The 17,973-nt window shown below is 37.6% G+C and carries 7 protein-coding genes and 1 CRISPR repeat array (1 of these 8 cut by a window edge); of the genes, 2 read left to right on the forward strand and 5 right to left on the reverse strand.

Annotation, left to right across the window (positions count from 1 at the left end; all coding sequences use genetic code 11):
• Positions 1-8,378: direct repeats of the CRISPR family, unit length 37 nt; unit sequence CTTCCAGAGTAACTTCCATTAGAATAAGGATTGAAAC; it begins 23,258 nt to the left of the window's first position.
• Between the two features lie 207 nt (positions 8,379-8,585).
• A complete protein-coding gene (locus FLEMA_RS77070; protein ID WP_081681301.1) occupies positions 8,586-9,809 on the reverse strand; it encodes a C1 family peptidase in 1,224 nt (407 codons plus the stop codon).
• A gap of 290 nt (positions 9,810-10,099) precedes the next feature.
• Between FLEMA_RS77070 and FLEMA_RS0110845 the strand changes: the two genes are divergently transcribed.
• Both FLEMA_RS0110845 and hmpA read left to right on the forward strand, forming a co-directional pair.
• Positions 10,100-10,552: an RrF2 family transcriptional regulator gene (locus FLEMA_RS0110845; RefSeq protein WP_026995488.1), complete on the forward strand. Its 453-nt coding sequence runs from the start codon at positions 10,100-10,102 to the stop codon at positions 10,550-10,552.
• Positions 10,553-10,701: 149 nt separating this feature from the next.
• Entirely contained in the window at positions 10,702-11,904 is a 1,203-nt protein-coding gene (gene hmpA, locus FLEMA_RS68225; protein ID WP_044171247.1) for an NO-inducible flavohemoprotein, read from the forward strand.
• A 118-nt stretch (positions 11,905-12,022) separates the two neighbouring features.
• Here the strand turns inward: hmpA and FLEMA_RS0110890 are convergent, their stop codons facing one another.
• The 4 genes from FLEMA_RS0110890 to FLEMA_RS68235 all read right to left on the reverse strand — a co-directional run bounded on the left by FLEMA_RS0110890 (position 12,023) and on the right by FLEMA_RS68235 (position 17,972).
• Positions 12,023-12,958: a helix-turn-helix domain-containing protein gene (locus FLEMA_RS0110890; RefSeq protein ID WP_026997683.1), complete on the reverse strand. Its 936-nt coding sequence runs from the start codon at positions 12,956-12,958 to the stop codon at positions 12,023-12,025.
• A 30-nt stretch (positions 12,959-12,988) separates the two neighbouring features.
• Positions 12,989-14,005, reverse strand: coding sequence for an aldo/keto reductase (locus tag FLEMA_RS0110900; protein WP_026997684.1), 1,017 nt, complete (start codon positions 14,003-14,005; stop codon positions 12,989-12,991).
• Positions 14,006-14,179: 174 nt separating this feature from the next.
• A complete protein-coding gene (locus FLEMA_RS68230) occupies positions 14,180-16,186 on the reverse strand; it encodes a carbohydrate-binding domain-containing protein (protein ID WP_052354062.1) in 2,007 nt (668 codons plus the stop codon).
• A 466-nt stretch (positions 16,187-16,652) separates the two neighbouring features.
• Complete coding sequence (locus tag FLEMA_RS68235) at positions 16,653-17,972, reverse strand: M56 family metallopeptidase (protein WP_044171250.1); 1,320 nt, start codon at positions 17,970-17,972, stop codon at positions 16,653-16,655.
• Position 17,973: the final 1 nt, after the last annotated feature.

The following is a 17,973-nucleotide window of genomic DNA, read 5'->3' on the forward strand; positions in this document are numbered from 1 at the left end:
TAGGCGCGTCATAAACGATTGTAATAGACCTTGGCTTGCTTCCAGAGTAACTTCCATTAGAATAAGGATTGAAACTAAAATAAAAAAGCCCATGCGGTCAGGACGCACGGGCTTCCAGAGTAACTTCCATTAGAATAAGGATTGAAACTGTTTCTGCATCCATTGTCAGATAAGTACTTATTAATCAGCTTCCAGAGTAACTTCCATTAGAATAAGGATTGAAACGGAAAAAAGAAGTTCAGGGGCGAAAAGAGACCCCCGACTTCCAGAGTAACTTCCATTAGAATAAGGATTGAAACTTGTAAAATTTCAAACATAGTAAAGTGAAAAAAGCTACTTCCAGAGTAACTTCCATTAGAATAAGGATTGAAACGCGAGCGGCATGCTATCGCTAAGTTGAGCGATGGACCTTCCAGAGTAACTTCCATTAGAATAAGGATTGAAACCGCCTTCGATTATTTCGAGGGATTTAGGGTTGGTTGACTTCCAGAGTAACTTCCATTAGAATAAGGATTGAAACACATTTGCACAAACTGTAATAATTTCTCCTTGTCTGTCTTCCAGAGTAACTTCCATTAGAATAAGGATTGAAACCTGGATGATATTGAACAAAAATTGAATGATAAAATAAACTTCCAGAGTAACTTCCATTAGAATAAGGATTGAAACATAGCTTTTTTCATGTTTTTCTAATTTATTTATACAAAGCTTCCAGAGTAACTTCCATTAGAATAAGGATTGAAACTTGGCTCTGCACTACGAGCCAATTCAATTACTTGATTAGCTTCCAGAGTAACTTCCATTAGAATAAGGATTGAAACGAACAGTAGACCCAGCCGATACTCCTACCATTGTTTCACACTTCCAGAGTAACTTCCATTAGAATAAGGATTGAAACTCCAAATGCAAAAGTGATTCTTTGGGCATCGCTCGAACTTCCAGAGTAACTTCCATTAGAATAAGGATTGAAACCGAGTTTGAGTACAACGACTCGCAACATTACGAGTTACCTTCCAGAGTAACTTCCATTAGAATAAGGATTGAAACATACAAAAAAGTTGGTTCACCCTTAATTTTTCAGGTAAAGCTTCCAGAGTAACTTCCATTAGAATAAGGATTGAAACAACAAGTGTCTATATCTAGTAGGGAATAGCCTTGCGACTTCCAGAGTAACTTCCATTAGAATAAGGATTGAAACGTGAGGACAAATCCCCTTGGTAAATATGGTTACCAGCTTCCAGAGTAACTTCCATTAGAATAAGGATTGAAACAAGGTTAATTGTCTACCTGCATTTGTGGTAGGGTCACTTCCAGAGTAACTTCCATTAGAATAAGGATTGAAACACTGTTTGTTTTGCCTTATCCCACCTCTCAATAGGGACTTCCAGAGTAACTTCCATTAGAATAAGGATTGAAACGAAAATACTTAACCGAGGACATCAATGCCAAATCGGGCTTCCAGAGTAACTTCCATTAGAATAAGGATTGAAACGAGCCTTTTCCAACTAGGCTCAAACATTCATATATTCTTCCAGAGTAACTTCCATTAGAATAAGGATTAAAACCGACATCTGCCAAACAAAAGAGTTTGCCTATCGCATCAACTTCCAGAGTAACTTCCATTAGAATAAGGATTGAAACGCATTGTCCCGTAGTTATGCTCAGGAAAAAGGATTAACTTCCAGAGTAACTTCCATTAGAATAAGGATTGAAACTGAATACTGTCATCAAAAAGGCTATTCATGCTCACCGAACTTCCAGAGTAACTTCCATTAGAATAAGGATTGAAACAAAATTGATGGTATTCTACAACCTAAGTTTGAAACCCTTCCAGAGTAACTTCCATTAGAATAAGGATTGAAACGCTATTGGTGTAGCAAAACAAAACGCCTCACCAAATCTTCCAGAGTAACTTCCATTAGAATAAGGATTGAAACTTTTACATTAAGCATTGAAACTTATTCAAGTTATATTCTTCCAGAGTAACTTCCATTAGAATAAGGATTGAAACATGACGGCTACAATTGGAAGTGAGGGTGCAATCAATCCTTCCAGAGTAACTTCCATTAGAATAAGGATTGAAACTCCATCTTTGCAGAATCCCCCATACTACCGCCAAAACTCTTCCAGAGTAACTTCCATTAGAATAAGGATTGAAACTACTGAACAACTGTGTTACCGTTAAGTGTTAGTCCTCTTCCAGAGTAACTTCCATTAGAATAAGGATTGAAACATAAGTTAACAAAAGAAGAATTAATTGAGCTAAGACCTTCCAGAGTAACTTCCATTAGAATAAGGATTGAAACACATTAGCTTAGTGTTTTGCTAGTATTAATAATGAACTTCCAGAGTAACTTCCATTAGAATAAGGATTGAAACCTTGACTGTTCAAGTTCGTATGCGAATTGGTGCAACTCTTCCAGAGTAACTTCCATTAGAATAAGGATTGAAACTTAATACCCCAAACTCGTAACCTATATTTTCAATTTCTTCCAGAGTAACTTCCATTAGAATAAGGATTGAAACCAACTATGGCTTATCCTGACAAAGTGGAAAAGTTGCTCTTCCAGAGTAACTTCCATTAGAATAAGGATTGAAACTGAATTGGCATCTCGTGACCGTCTGGCCCTGCAACGCTTCCAGAGTAACTTCCATTAGAATAAGGATTGAAACTTGACCATTGCAGGAACAGTATCTATACCAGACGGGTCTTCCAGAGTAACTTCCATTAGAATAAGGATTGAAACAAACAAATATTTCTGCACTTATTAAGTTGTTTCTGCCTTCCAGAGTAACTTCCATTAGAATAAGGATTGAAACATTAAAAAAGGCATTCAGCTAGACGAATACCGCTACAACTTCCAGAGTAACTTCCATTAGAATAAGGATTGAAACATACGTTTGAGCCGGAACGCCAAGCCTTGTTTTTGTACTTCCAGAGTAACTTCCATTAGAATAAGGATTGAAACTCAATTACGCTACGATTATTCTTGTAGGTATTTCGGCTTCCAGAGTAACTTCCATTAGAATAAGGATTGAAACTTGGCATGGCCAAAGATAGCCCTGTTGCGGGGGCTATCTTCCAGAGTAACTTCCATTAGAATAAGGATTGAAACCAATGGGTGATTGGATTATCTAGTTCACTACAATGGGACTTCCAGAGTAACTTCCATTAGAATAAGGATTGAAACTTATTCGCCCCTAACTGCAGGACGTCTGAAAAATTGACTTCCAGAGTAACTTCCATTAGAATAAGGATTGAAACACTCCATTCCCATAGCCCTAATACTGCCCTCCGCTAACCTTCCAGAGTAACTTCCATTAGAATAAGGATTGAAACAGTAGGGCTAATACTTCTTCGTCTTTTTCAAAAAGACTTCCAGAGTAACTTCCATTAGAATAAGGATTGAAACGGGTATCCGATGCCGTGGCAGGAATTATATTAACCCACTTCCAGAGTAACTTCCATTAGAATAAGGATTGAAACGGTAGATCCGTTGTACCCGTAATAGTAAGCGGAAAGTCTTCCAGAGTAACTTCCATTAGAATAAGGATTGAAACTATATGCTTATAGCTCCTGATAGCCTTAACACCCTCCTTCCAGAGTAACTTCCATTAGAATAAGGATTGAAACGAAAAGTGGTACACTTATACCCTTACTTTTCCAACGGCTTCCAGAGTAACTTCCATTAGAATAAGGATTGAAACCTTTTTTGAAGTAAATTTTAGAGTCACCTTTCTCCTTAACTTCCAGAGTAACTTCCATTAGAATAAGGATTGAAACTCATATAGAGATATGGACGCTACTACATCTCCAGTATCTTCCAGAGTAACTTCCATTAGAATAAGGATTGAAACTGGGTGAATGCTTTGTGAGTCCGTGGAAGATTCGCACTTCCAGAGTAACTTCCATTAGAATAAGGATTGAAACGCTATTGGTGTAGCAAAACAAAACGCCTCACCAAATCCTTCCAGAGTAACTTCCATTAGAATAAGGATTGAAACAGTTTCGAGCGTCTGATATTGAGACGATAGCCGAAAACTTCCAGAGTAACTTCCATTAGAATAAGGATTGAAACAATGGGCAAATAGATAGGGTTAAGGTCGAAGACGCTACTTCCAGAGTAACTTCCATTAGAATAAGGATTGAAACGTAGAATTTGAAGGCGGCCAAATCGGCTGGGGTAAGGTCTTCCAGAGTAACTTCCATTAGAATAAGGATTGAAACATCAATATTTAAACAACCGAAAAAATGAAACAAACAGCTTCCAGAGTAACTTCCATTAGAATAAGGATTGAAACTGCCAATGCCACACCCCTAGTAGCTAGTGTATAAGTAGCCTTCCAGAGTAACTTCCATTAGAATAAGGATTGAAACTCGGGGGTTTTCTCAAAAAACGTTGTATTATTCAAAGCCTTCCAGAGTAACTTCCATTAGAATAAGGATTGAAACATTTGCTCTTTCAGCTTATCATTAACCTGTTCTAGTTCTTCCAGAGTAACTTCCATTAGAATAAGGATTGAAACATTCCGTTACTTTTGATGAAGTCGTTCACCTGAGCATCTTCCAGAGTAACTTCCATTAGAATAAGGATTGAAACAGTAAGTCTTTTGTTCTGGAGTCAACTCGTTTGTTGCTTCCAGAGTAACTTCCATTAGAATAAGGATTGAAACAACAAAGATGTGCTTAGCATATCGTCTGGTAGTGGCAACTTCCAGAGTAACTTCCATTAGAATAAGGATTGAAACTAAATATCAGATGAATTAGAGAGTAGGAATGTTTCTTCTTCCAGAGTAACTTCCATTAGAATAAGGATTGAAACCCACACCTTCTTTCAGCGGTACAACCTGCGTTGTTTCTTCCAGAGTAACTTCCATTAGAATAAGGATTGAAACCACCTAAGAACAAACAAAGACCTTTGATTGTGAAAGGCTTCCAGAGTAACTTCCATTAGAATAAGGATTGAAACCAAAAGTCAGGTCATTACAGTGTCCTTCATATAGCTCTTCCAGAGTAACTTCCATTAGAATAAGGATTGAAACAAAATAACACGTAACAAAATGTTGCGTGAAGGTCTACTTCCAGAGTAACTTCCATTAGAATAAGGATTGAAACCCACACCTTCTTTCAGCGGTACAACCTGCGTTGTTTGCTTCCAGAGTAACTTCCATTAGAATAAGGATTGAAACTTCATGACCCTTTGAAAGTCTCCGATTAGGAATGATACTTCCAGAGTAACTTCCATTAGAATAAGGATTGAAACTTACAATAGTTCTTATCCAAGTCTCCTAAACTATTAACTTCCAGAGTAACTTCCATTAGAATAAGGATTGAAACTTTTTTGTACATTTGTTAAACAACATAAAATACTTTTCTTCCAGAGTAACTTCCATTAGAATAAGGATTGAAACCCGCTTGATTTTGGCTTATTTCTCCTTCGCAAGTATCTTCCAGAGTAACTTCCATTAGAATAAGGATTGAAACTTTCGCTCATTTGAGCAAAATCACTACTATGGCCACCCTTCCAGAGTAACTTCCATTAGAATAAGGATTGAAACATTATTAGAACGTGGGCGGAGAAGCTCCAAGCCTCGCCTTCCAGAGTAACTTCCATTAGAATAAGGATTGAAACGCCTCTTCAAAGGCTTTTTCTATTTCGCTATCTGAGCGCCTTCCAGAGTAACTTCCATTAGAATAAGGATTGAAACCTGCATCAACCAGCAATGGTTCGTCCAAATCTATAGCTTCCAGAGTAACTTCCATTAGAATAAGGATTGAAACTGCCACTCAAAAAAGGTTACTCACAAAAAATTGTCTCCGCTTCCAGAGTAACTTCCATTAGAATAAGGATTGAAACGGCTCTATAGCTGTAAGAAGCAGCATATTCTTTGGTCTTCCAGAGTAACTTCCATTAGAATAAGGATTGAAACTGACTTCAAATCTACATAATCAATCTTGGATACATAATCTTCCAGAGTAACTTCCATTAGAATAAGGATTGAAACTCAAAAAACCAAAAATAAAATTTGGTCTACTTGGTACTTCCAGAGTAACTTCCATTAGAATAAGGATTGAAACACCGCTCGTTATCATTGAGCCTAAATTTCTCAATGTCTTCCAGAGTAACTTCCATTAGAATAAGGATTGAAACAATCGTTCATTACTTTGCTGTTGATTAATTTAGAATCGTCTTCCAGAGTAACTTCCATTAGAATAAGGATTGAAACCTGCCAAACTGAAAATGTCTTAGTCGGCGTACTGTTCTTCCAGAGTAACTTCCATTAGAATAAGGATTGAAACGGTACAAGGGTTGCAAGGGCGTGAACATTTGGGGTATCTTCCAGAGTAACTTCCATTAGAATAAGGATTGAAACGTTGGAATCCCTTGCCTAGCAAGTCAATTCCAGAACTTCCAGAGTAACTTCCATTAGAATAAGGATTGAAACGCAATTGCACGGGTACTTTGGGCGCTTAATGAATGGTCTTCCAGAGTAACTTCCATTAGAATAAGGATTGAAACGCAATTGCACGGGTACTTTGGGCGCTTAATGAATGGTCTTCCAGAGTAACTTCCATTAGAATAAGGATTGAAACAGCAAAACAAAACATCTCTTAAGTCGAACCCAACGCCCTTCCAGAGTAACTTCCATTAGAATAAGGATTGAAACGTCTGTGACATACGATGCTGGAAACGTAACTGATCACTTCCAGAGTAACTTCCATTAGAATAAGGATTGAAACGGAATTTGACATCGTTGCTATTCAACTCAAACTCATACTTCCAGAGTAACTTCCATTAGAATAAGGATTGAAACTAACTCCTCCAATAGTTTCAATTACGGAGTTATACCCCTTCCAGAGTAACTTCCATTAGAATAAGGATTGAAACTTCATAATGGTAAATGTACCTCATGTCGCTATTGTAGCTTCCAGAGTAACTTCCATTAGAATAAGGATTGAAACCGCAGGTATCTTATACCATTGTTGAAAATAATTCGGCTTCCAGAGTAACTTCCATTAGAATAAGGATTGAAACATAAAACATCATCTTGGATTAAGCGACTTCAAGAACGCTTCTTCCAGAGTAACTTCCATTAGAATAAGGATTGAAACTCAATTATGGCAAAGGAATGCCATACATCAAAGCTAAACTTCCAGAGTAACTTCCATTAGAATAAGGATTGAAACGTATTATTTCCTTACGCTATCGGTGCAGCTATAGCCCTTCCAGAGTAACTTCCATTAGAATAAGGATTGAAACTTTCTTATAGTAATGAAGATGGACAAAATCAATCAGCTTCCAGAGTAACTTCCATTAGAATAAGGATTGAAACTAATATGGTATCAATCCCCCTTTGTTTATCTGACAACTTCCAGAGTAACTTCCATTAGAATAAGGATTGAAACTTCAAATTCTCTCGAACCTGCAAAAAGGATTCAAGAGCTTCCAGAGTAACTTCCATTAGAATAAGGATTGAAACGCGCAACAATAGATGATAGTGATTTCAATAAAAAACTCTTCCAGAGTAACTTCCATTAGAATAAGGATTGAAACCTTTGTCCTCAAGCCCCAATTCTTTGCAAAGCATAGACTTCCAGAGTAACTTCCATTAGAATAAGGATTGAAACTTGAAGGAATTAGTGCTAAAAGAAGCTAGAAACAGTTTTTCTTCCAGAGTAACTTCCATTAGAATAAGGATTGAAACTATTAAAATGGATAGCAATGTAAGTATTGAGCAATTAGCTTCCAGAGTAACTTCCATTAGAATAAGGATTGAAACAACTATCTTTGTAGCAACCGTAAACAGGCAATGAACTCTTCCAGAGTAACTTCCATTAGAATAAGGATTGAAACGCCGCTGGCTTACTTGAGACTCAGCAAATAGATAATCTTCCAGAGTAACTTCCATTAGAATAAGGATTGAAACTATCGGTAGCTTTGAACTTAATTTTACGCTTGTTGTAATCTTCCAGAGTAACTTCCATTAGAATAAGGATTGAAACGAGGTTAAGTAGTTTGATAAACCACCTCCCTAAAAGCCAACTTCCAGAGTAACTTCCATTAGAATAAGGATTGAAACATAGACGTTAGCACCAATAAAAGTCAAGTGCTGTTTGAGCTTCCAGAGTAACTTCCATTAGAATAAGGATTGAAACTAATCCTCTATTTCAAACAAAAATTCACATTTCAACTTCCAGAGTAACTTCCATTAGAATAAGGATTGAAACTAGTCAATACGCAGCATATCAAAAAAAGGTAGATGCCTTCCAGAGTAACTTCCATTAGAATAAGGATTGAAACATTATTACTCTTCTCATGGCAAAGTTTGGATTATTTCACTTCCAGAGTAACTTCCAGTAGAATAAGGATTGAAACCTGAGCAAATAGTTGAGACTGATACCGATAAAAAGCCTTCCAGAGTAACTTCGCATAAGGTTTGAAACACTGTAAGCCCCAAGTAATGAGCAAAAAAGACAGTAACTTCCAACAAAATAAGGATTGAAATCGGTTTTTCTCCGTTGTTTTTTGTACCATAAACAGGAGGCTAATCTGTATTACTACTGACTAGCCTTCGATGTCTTACTATTTACTCTCCTCTTCTTCTTCCCCCTCTTCATATTCTTCTTCTTCCTCTTCTTCTTCTTCCTCCTCTTCTTCTTCCTCCTCCTCCTCTTCTTCTTCTTCCTCCTCTTCTTCTTCTTCCTCCTCCTCTTCTTCTTCTTCCTCCTCTTCTTCTTCTTCTTCTTCTTCTTCTTCTTCATATTCTTCTTCCTCCTCCTCTTCTTCTTCTTCGTAATATTCTTCGCTGTCTAGGTCACTTTCTATGTATTCTAATTCTTCATATTCACTCGAACTTTCATTGATGTATTCAATGACTTCATCCAATAAATCAAAGGCATTGAAGTGTTCATAGTCATCGACTGAATAGATGGCTATATCTTCTCGGTTATAACCTTTGCCATTATTTACTACTGAACGTTTATCGTTTTTCCATGTTTCTTCAAAATCAGGAATAGGGGCTGTTCTGGCTATCATCCAGCTATCGCCCATATTGAATTTTTCGTTGATAATATAATTGTATGGCATATAACAATATCCTTTGTCGCCCCATTGCTCACCCCATGAGTTGCGTACTATAAACATTTGGTCTATTTCCGAATAACCTACACAAAGCATGGCGTGTAAACCGTGCGAGGCTCTGCTGGTTGCTTTGGGCGAAGGCATTGGTACAATTCCTTTGTTGGCCGAACAGTTATCGAAGCCTTCAAATAGGGCTATACCAAATATAATAGGATACCCTTCTGCTAAACAGCTTTTCCATGCGTTGAGGTCGGTGGGTACGTTTTTGGTTTCTTGTACTTTGAAATTACTGGCTTCTTGATAACTTTTACCATGTGGCTTTTCGTTTACTTTCTTGGTGTCATAAGGCCAAATGTCTTCGGTACAAGCTCCTAGTTTGTGTAAACTGTCAATGGCGTACTGGATATGACTACCGTTATCCTGGATTTTTGAGCTTGCTCTGAGTCGTGCGTTGTAGTAAATAAAGAGTCTGCTTACTTCAAAGGTTCGGTTTTTTAAGTGCTTTTTGGCCAAATATTCGTATGCTCCTGCGGTGGCGTTGGCAGTACAGCTACTCAAGTTTTTTTGATTCTCAACCTTGGTCATGTGTGGTCGCAAATCTACTTTTGGTGGAAGTTTCTTTTTCTTTACTTTCGACGACGGTGCGTAACTTGCCGAGTTTGGATTGGCAGCCATATAGGAATATCCATTAGACAAATTAGTGTTTTTTTGGGGTGATGGGCTCATGTGAAGAGATTTGTTATATGTGTTCGTTTAATTATCGTGGAAGATAATTATAATACTTGATACTTTTAAAACGTATATAAATTGATTTTAAAAAGATTTTTTTGTACGAAATCCACCTTACAAGTTTTACCTATAAACTCATTAGCTCCCCAATACTTAACAAATCTTGTTGATTATCAATAACTTTACGCTACAATACTTCATTCATCAGATAAATACGCAAAATAAATAAAAGACTTTTTTGTCTTTTATTATCATATCTTCTATCTTTGTGCAAATTATTAGTCGATATGTTTTCCAAAACTTGTGAATACGCCATAAAAGCGAGCATTTATATTGCATCTCAATCTCTTGAAAATAAGAGGGTTGGTATCAAAGAAATTGCTCAGGAAATAGCTTCTCCAGAGGCTTTTACGGCCAAGATTCTACAGGTTCTTTCCAAAAATCATTTGGTAGATTCGGTAAAGGGTCCAAATGGCGGTTTTGAGATTCAGCCTGCTAAACTACCCACAACGATGTTGGCTCAGATTGTAAAGGCTGTGGATGGCGATAATATTTTTATTAGTTGCGGACTTGGCCTAAAAAATTGTTCTGCTAAAAATCCTTGTCCATTGCATAACCAATTTGCTAAAATCAGACAAGATATTAGCCGCCTCTTAGATAATACCAGTCTGGCGGATTTGGCCAATGGATTGAGTAGCGGACTTACATTTTTAACTTCTAGCAATACGCCAGAAATATGACTAATAATTTTGGATATAGTACGTAGCTTTCCAAATACCTTGTATTGGTAATGGTTAGCTCCTGTTTGATATAATTCCTTTTTTTTATTTATATAAAAGATAAAAAGGTCTTTTATTCTTTTTTAATTAAATCTAAATTTCAACCCGTTATGGCAAGTCAAAAAACTATCGACATTGTAAAATCTACGGCCTCAGTTTTGGCAGTTCATGGAGCTACTATTACAAAGGTTTTTTACCAATTACTTTTACAGAATCATCCCGAGCTTAAAAATGTATTTAATATGACCCATCAGGCTCATGGCACGCAGCCGCAGGCGTTGGCCAATGCTATTTTTGCTTATGCTGCCAATATTGATAATTTGGCTGTTTTGAGTTCGGCGGTTGAACAAATTACCCAAAAACATAGTAGCTTGAGTATTACACCTGCTATGTACCAGCTTGTTGGCACTAATTTACTGGCTGCTATTAAGGAGGTACTTCAAGATGCCGCTACACCCGAAATTATGGAGGCTTGGACAGAAGCTTATAACGATTTGGCTACGCTTTTTATCAATAAAGAAGAACAGCTATATCGGGCTGCCGAAGCGAAAAAGGGTGGTTTTAGGGGGCCAAAAGATTTTATCGTTACTAAAAAGGAGGCTGAAAGTAATATTATTACGTCGTTTTATCTTAGACCTGCCGATGGCTCGGTAATACCTAGTTTTAGAGGTGGGCAATATGTTGCCGTCAGTATTCAGATTCCTGACCTAGAGCACCTTCATACCAGAAACTACAGTTTGTCGGGCTGTCCTACTCAAAATTCATTGAGAATTTCGGTAAAAAAAGAAATAGGTAGCCCTAATGGTATTGTGTCTAATTACCTTCATGACCACATAGTTGTTGGCGATATTATTAAACTGGGAATTCCTGCTGGTGAGTTTGTTTTGCAAGAAACCCAAAAACCTATTGTGCTAATTGCAGGTGGTGTGGGTATTACACCGCTCATGAGTATGTTTATGGAGCAGTTTCATTATGGTCAAAACGAGGTATTGTTTGTACAGTGTGCCAAAAATTCGGCGGTTCATGCTTTCAAAGATGTGAGTCAAAAACTTGCTAAACAAAAGGATTCTTTACAAGTAATTAGCTTATACGACGAACCTTTAGAGACAGATGAGTCTGATAATATTCATCAATTTTCGGGTTTGTTAAGCATTGATATTCTACAAGAAAAGCTAGGCCATTTAGATGCTGAATATTATTTCTGTGGGCCAGTGGGTTTTATGAAGAGTGTCAAAAATATGTTAGAGTCGGCTGGTGTGCCATCGACACAGTTGCATTACGAATTTTTTGGCCCAAGTGAATCGTTGGCTTAATCACTTGGAAATATTGAAAGGCATAAAGCAAGGAGGTGTATTGAATAGTGAATACCTTTTTTTCATCAACAAACCACTAATTATCAAATAGTTAATACACCCTTACTTTATGCCTTGGCTATGAGATTATGCTTTCTCGAAATGAGCTTCTAAAAGCTAAAGGTGAAACATTAGTTTTGCTTTTGAATAATTTGCTAAATGACTGCGGATATTCAAACCCTAATTGATACGCAATTTCACTAACCGACAATGAGGTTGTTGTGAGAATCTCTTTGGCTTTATCTAATAGCTTATTTTGAATATGTTGCTGTGTACTTTGCCCCGTTAGGGTTCGTAGCATATCGCTTAGGTAATTGGGCGATATATTGAGTTGTTCTGATACATATAGTACAGTTGGAAGCCCCATTTCATGTATTTTTTCGCTATTGAAATAGTCAGACAACAGGGCTTCTAATTTGGTCAACAAATCGTTGTTGGCCTGTTTGCGTGTAATAAACTGCCTATTATAAAAACGGTTGCAGTAGGTAAGCAGTAAGTCTATTTGTGCAATGATAACATCATGGCTAAAAGCATCAATAACAGAGCGGTATTCTTGGTCGATATTTTGCATCATTGCCGTAATCATAGCTTCTTCCTTTTCTGAAAGGTGGAGGGCTTCGTTGACAGCATAGGAGAAATAGCCATATTCTTTGATACTTTTTGACAAAATGGTATTTCTTAGAAAATCGGGGTGAATAACTAGCCACCAACCATGTACTGCCGTGTTGCCTGTAATGTCGGTTGAAACTACCTGCCCTGGAGAAAAGAAAGTCATTATTCCTTCGTCAAAGTCATAATAATTTTGCCCGTATTTCATTTTCCCTTTAAAATCCTTCTTGATACATATCGAATAGAAATTATACACTACACTTTTGATAGTTTCGTGGGGAATACATTTCACATTGATCAGCTGAATAACGCTTACCAATGGATGCTCTGGCTTGGGTAGCTCAAGCAAACGATGTAATTCTGATATAGAATTAATGATATAAGGATGATTGGTTTCTTTTTTCATAAAAGGGGAATACGTTCGATTGGGTTTTGCCTAAACATCTATCATTTGCATATTAGCGTCGTCGTATCGGTTGCCTGTTGATGTACCCAATGGCACGATAGCCTCTAGCTGGGCGATTTCGTCGGATGTTAATGTTACAAAGGTTGCGGCTATATTTTCTTCTAAATACTTAATGCGTTTGGTGCCAGGTATAGGCAATACTCCTTTTGACAAAACCCATGCAATCGATAGCTGAGACACGGTAATACCCTTGTTTTGAGCAATACTTTTCATTTTGTTGACCAATTGAATATTTTTATAAAATTGTTCGCCTTGGAAACGAGGGATATAACGTCTAAAATCATTTTCAGGAAAATCATCGGGACTTTTAATCAATTCGTTCTCTGACAAAAAGCCTCTTCCTAGTGGCGAATACGCCACAAAACCTATTCCTAGCTCTTGTAGTGTTGCCAGTATTCCTGCGTCTTCTACTGTACGCTCAAACAACGAGTACTCTGTTTGCACTGCTGTTATCGGAAATACGGCTTGGGCTCTTCTGATAGTTTCTGAAGATACTTCCGAAAGACCAATATACCCAATTTTTCCTTCTTTCACTAATTCGGCCATAGCCTCTACAGTTTCTTCGATAGGGGTGCTGGGGTCGAGGCGATGAAGGTAATAAAGGTCGATATAATCAGTACCCAGATTTTGTAAAGAACGTTCAATTGCTTTTTTAACGTAGGCTTTTTGGCCATTTATTTTCCAGGTCAATTGCTCGTTATCGTCGATTTCATAGCCAAACTTGCTGGCAAGAATATACTTATCATGATTTCCTTTGATGGCTTTGGCCAGTAGGCGTTCGTTGGCCAGTGGGCCATACAAATCGGCTGTATCTAAAAAATTACCTCCAAGCTCTAGTGAGCGATGAATGGTTGCGATAGCTTCTTTTTCATCTGCTTTTCCATAAATATCAGCTCCTGCAATTTGGGTCATACCCATACAACCTAACCCTATAGCGGGTACAACTAATCCTTGACTTCCTAATACTGTTGTTTTGATACTTTCCATTATCTGTTTTTGTTGATTTTTGTATTGATTTTAATACTACAAAGGTCGATAAGCTCATTTCAATATCAGTATCTCGATCTCTTATTGTTGTATTCAAATTGCCGATAAAGACAAAAGTCCCATAAAGATTTGACTCCTTATAGGACTTTTAGACAAGTTGATTTTAGAGGTATTTTATAAATTAACAGTGGTTAGTTTACTCGAAATACTAAATGTACCTTTCTGAGTACCACCGCTGTAGGTGCCGCCCGTATAGAGGCCATTGGTATTGGTGCTTACCGAGTAGCTGCCGCCTGTATTGATTTTGTACGATGAGCCGCTTTGCAAACTTGATGAAGAGAATACAAAGTAATAAGCTGTTCGAGCTGGGGCATACGTTACCAGATTGTTGCCGTTGGTATCTTGTATGTTAAATAGTGTACCTGCGGCATGAGCACTCGTTAATTTGACCAATACGGCGTTTTGTGCCGATGTTGTGCTTGTAGCTTGAATCATTCTGCTGGCATTTGGCCCTGATGCAATAAGCAATCCACCCGATATATTGAATGTTCCGTTATAATCAATGGCTACTTCGGGCTGTGATGGAGGGCCTTGTACAATCACGGTTCCGCCTGTCATGGCAATACTGCCGTTGCTGTCGAGGGGGTCGCCTCCTGTAGAACTTACCGATACAACTCCTCCTGCAAAGGTCATTAGGCTACCATCGTTCGATTCACCTCCATTACCTTTTGTGGCATTAAAACAGTCGTCAGACGATAATACATTGATAGTGCCGTTATTTACTGTAATAATTGGAGCTTCGATGCCTTCGGTTGATTTGGTAATAGCAATTGTACCTTTGTTGATAATTACCGATACTCCAGACTTAATGGCATCATCAACAGCCGAAATAGTGATATTGCCATCGTTGACGGTAAATGCACCGTCGCTTTTGATACCTTTGGCTTCGCTGTCACTTGACCCATAGGTAAACGATGCTCCTGCCGTAGTAATATTAATAGTACCGCCATTGATGGTCGAGGTGCCATCTACCGAAATACCTTTTCCTGCAATACCTGTACTATTGATAGTAATACTACCTTGTTGCATGACAAAATTCCCGTCGCAATTAATCCCTGATGCGGCTGCAATATCGGCATCTGAGGTATCGTAAAAAGCATTGCCCGAAGTGGTAATATTGGCTTGGATATTGGTCAATGTAAGGTTTCCATTTGATTTAAAGCCTTTAGAAGCTTTACCCGATACCTTGAGGGTAATATTATTGTTGCTATTTACGGTAATATAACCTTCGCTTTTGATAGCATTGCCCTTATCGCCAGTTGTTGTAACATTGATAGTACCGCCTGTAATTTGAATATATGGTGTAATAGTAGCGTCTGTACCATCGTAAGATGCCGTAATACCATCGTCGACACTGTTTATGGTAATTGTACCGCCGCTAATAGTAATATAGCCTTCTTCACAATCAACGCCATCGCCCGAAGATGTTACCAAAAGTGTTCCACTTTCTATTTTTATATAGTCGTTGGCATGCATACCGTCAGAAACAGCTTTCGTTATATTAATAGTACTTTCTTTGATAGCAATATAATCGTCGCTACAAATAGCGTGTTTGTGATTGCCTGTAACAGTTAACGAGCCTGTTCCTGAAAAACTCAATTGTCCTTCACTAAAAAACGTACCCTTTTGGTCTTCCGAGCTTGTGGCATAGGTACTACCATCTATTAACCTATTGTTGGTGGTGCTTAGGACATTGATAGAGGCTTTTTTTCCTGACTGAATATTGATTGCTGGGCCATCGCTATTGACAAGGCTTACACCATTCATGGTAATAATAAATTTATAATCGCTATAAACCTTCAAACTCCCGTTGGTCGACGAACCCGACAATACATAATTTACTTCGGTATCGGTAATAGTAGAGGTTACTACCACATCGCCATTGCTAATGGCCACTTTTACACCTGTATTTTCGTAAGGATTGGTTACGGTAGCGGTTGTACCTGTGTATTTGATAACAACGGCATTGGTAAAAGTGGTATCCTTGGTATTGGTATCAAAATCGCCATCTACGACGACTTCCTCAATAATAGCATCTTCGGCTTTTTTACACGATTGAAAGCTGAAGGCTAATGTCATGGCCGAAAGGAAGGCTGCTAGAAATAATCTGTGTTTTGTCATAAAGTATGTGTATTTATTGGTGCTTTTAAAGAAAAACATTGGCTACGAGGTCGACAAACGCTTGTGCCTTTTCTTACAAGACCGTACATTTCTTTATTTCGTTACACTTATTTATAAAAATTCTAAATAATTCTCTAAAAAGTCAATACAATACCCTGAAATACAAATACTTAAACTCAAATCACCGCAAACTTGGTGAATGAGTGATTATTTTTGAAGATGCTTTGGGGCTAAATATATGTTACTCTGGCATTTAACATACAAAAGGCGTTCGAAAAACTAATTTCGAACGCCTTTTGCATGAATAGCTACTATTTTTCTATCATTTGAGCAATTGATAAGCTTCTTCAATATTCTATTGACGACCTTATAAATCTCAACAAACACTAATAGGGAGTTTTTAATATTCCTAAAATTTGGGCTGACTCATATTTGTTTTCATACAATAGGTAAAGAGGTTAAAAAATTATTTTTTGAGGGTAATTTCGAGCACTCCATTTTTTGCTCTTTGGCCATATTGACTAGTGGCTTTTTCACCTTTTAGTACATTAATCGAATTAATGATTTGTGGTTCATATTTTGCTAGCTCTTCATATTTCACTTCTTTGCCATCAACTATAACAATAGGTACTTCTGTAGGACTACTATTTACCTTTTTTGCCTTAAACCGAAATATAGCCGCACTTTCATCTTTACCTCCCTCCTGCTCAGGCTTATCCGTAATTATGATGGTACGGGCTTCTGTTCCATTAACAACGGTATCTTTGGGGACAACTACAGCAAAAGATACGTGTTTTTTTGTTCCATTTTTCTTAGCTACTCCTTGAGCAGCTTTTTTACTTACTTCTGCTTCCTTGGCTGTCGTGTCTTGTAGTATTAGGTTGTTTTGAACCGCCGCCTTAGAAACCTCCAGTAATTTTTCGGTATTTTGTGAGGCTTTGGTCACAGTAAATACCATCATACCACTTGCCAAAAAAGGAATCATAACAAGGTATTTTCCTAATTGTAATTTCGAGGATTTTTGTTTGTTCATCATAATAATTCGTCGTTTTAGAATTCTATAGTTAAATTGATTTGTTACATTTACGGGTTTACCTTGCATGGCTACGTTGAGCAAGCTAAACTGATAGGCTTTTCTGTTTACGCCTGCTTCCAAAACTCGGTTGTCGGTCAAAAACTCTAGGTTTTCGACAATGGCTTTTTTCATGAGCCATGAAAATGGATTTATCCAAAGCACTATACAACAGCATTCTGCCAAAATCATATCAAATGAATGTAGGCCGTCGATATGGGCTTGTTCGTGTCTGAAAATATCAGACAATTCTGTGCTTTTATGCTGACTAATATTTAGATAAATGGTTTTCCAAAAAGAAAATGGCTGGATGGTTTTTGGTGTATTTCTAAAACCATACCCCCTCCAAGTATCTGGGAATGAATACTTTGCAATATTAAAAAGTAGCCAAAACTTATAACATAATTGCCCAAATATCAGAAGGCTACCACCAAGTACACTGAAAAATAAGATACCTTCTAGGGGTACAATGTCTTGCTCTATAGGCGACCAGTTGGGTATATACGTTACTGCGGTATTCAGTACAGGTACACGCTGTACCATGTCGGGTTCAAACGATACAAATGGGCATATAAAGGCATAAATAATAGCAAATAGTAAGTAAAAGCGGTTATGCTGAAAAAAGGTAAGTCGCCTTAAAAAGCAGTAATAACCTAGGTAAAAGAGTGTCAGTGCTACATTTACCTGTAAGAGTACAAGCAAGTATTGTTTCATA

Source organism: Flectobacillus major DSM 103, assembly GCF_000427405.1.
GTDB classification, from domain to species: domain Bacteria; phylum Bacteroidota; class Bacteroidia; order Cytophagales; family Spirosomataceae; genus Flectobacillus; species Flectobacillus major.

Coding starts and splice junctions, on each gene's coding strand:
- FLEMA_RS0110845 (WP_026995488.1), top strand. CDS start 10,100: ATGTTTTCCAAAACTTGTGAATACGCCATAAAAGCGAGCATTTATATT.
- FLEMA_RS77070 (WP_081681301.1), bottom strand. CDS start 9,809: ATGAGCCCATCACCCCAAAAAAACACTAATTTGTCTAATGGATATTCC.
- FLEMA_RS68230 (WP_052354062.1), bottom strand. CDS start 16,186: ATGACAAAACACAGATTATTTCTAGCAGCCTTCCTTTCGGCCATGACA.
- FLEMA_RS0110900 (WP_026997684.1), bottom strand. CDS start 14,005: ATGGAAAGTATCAAAACAACAGTATTAGGAAGTCAAGGATTAGTTGTA.
- FLEMA_RS0110890 (WP_026997683.1), bottom strand. CDS start 12,958: ATGAAAAAAGAAACCAATCATCCTTATATCATTAATTCTATATCAGAA.
- FLEMA_RS68235 (WP_044171250.1), bottom strand. CDS start 17,972: ATGAAACAATACTTGCTTGTACTCTTACAGGTAAATGTAGCACTGACA.
- hmpA (WP_044171247.1), top strand. CDS start 10,702: ATGGCAAGTCAAAAAACTATCGACATTGTAAAATCTACGGCCTCAGTT.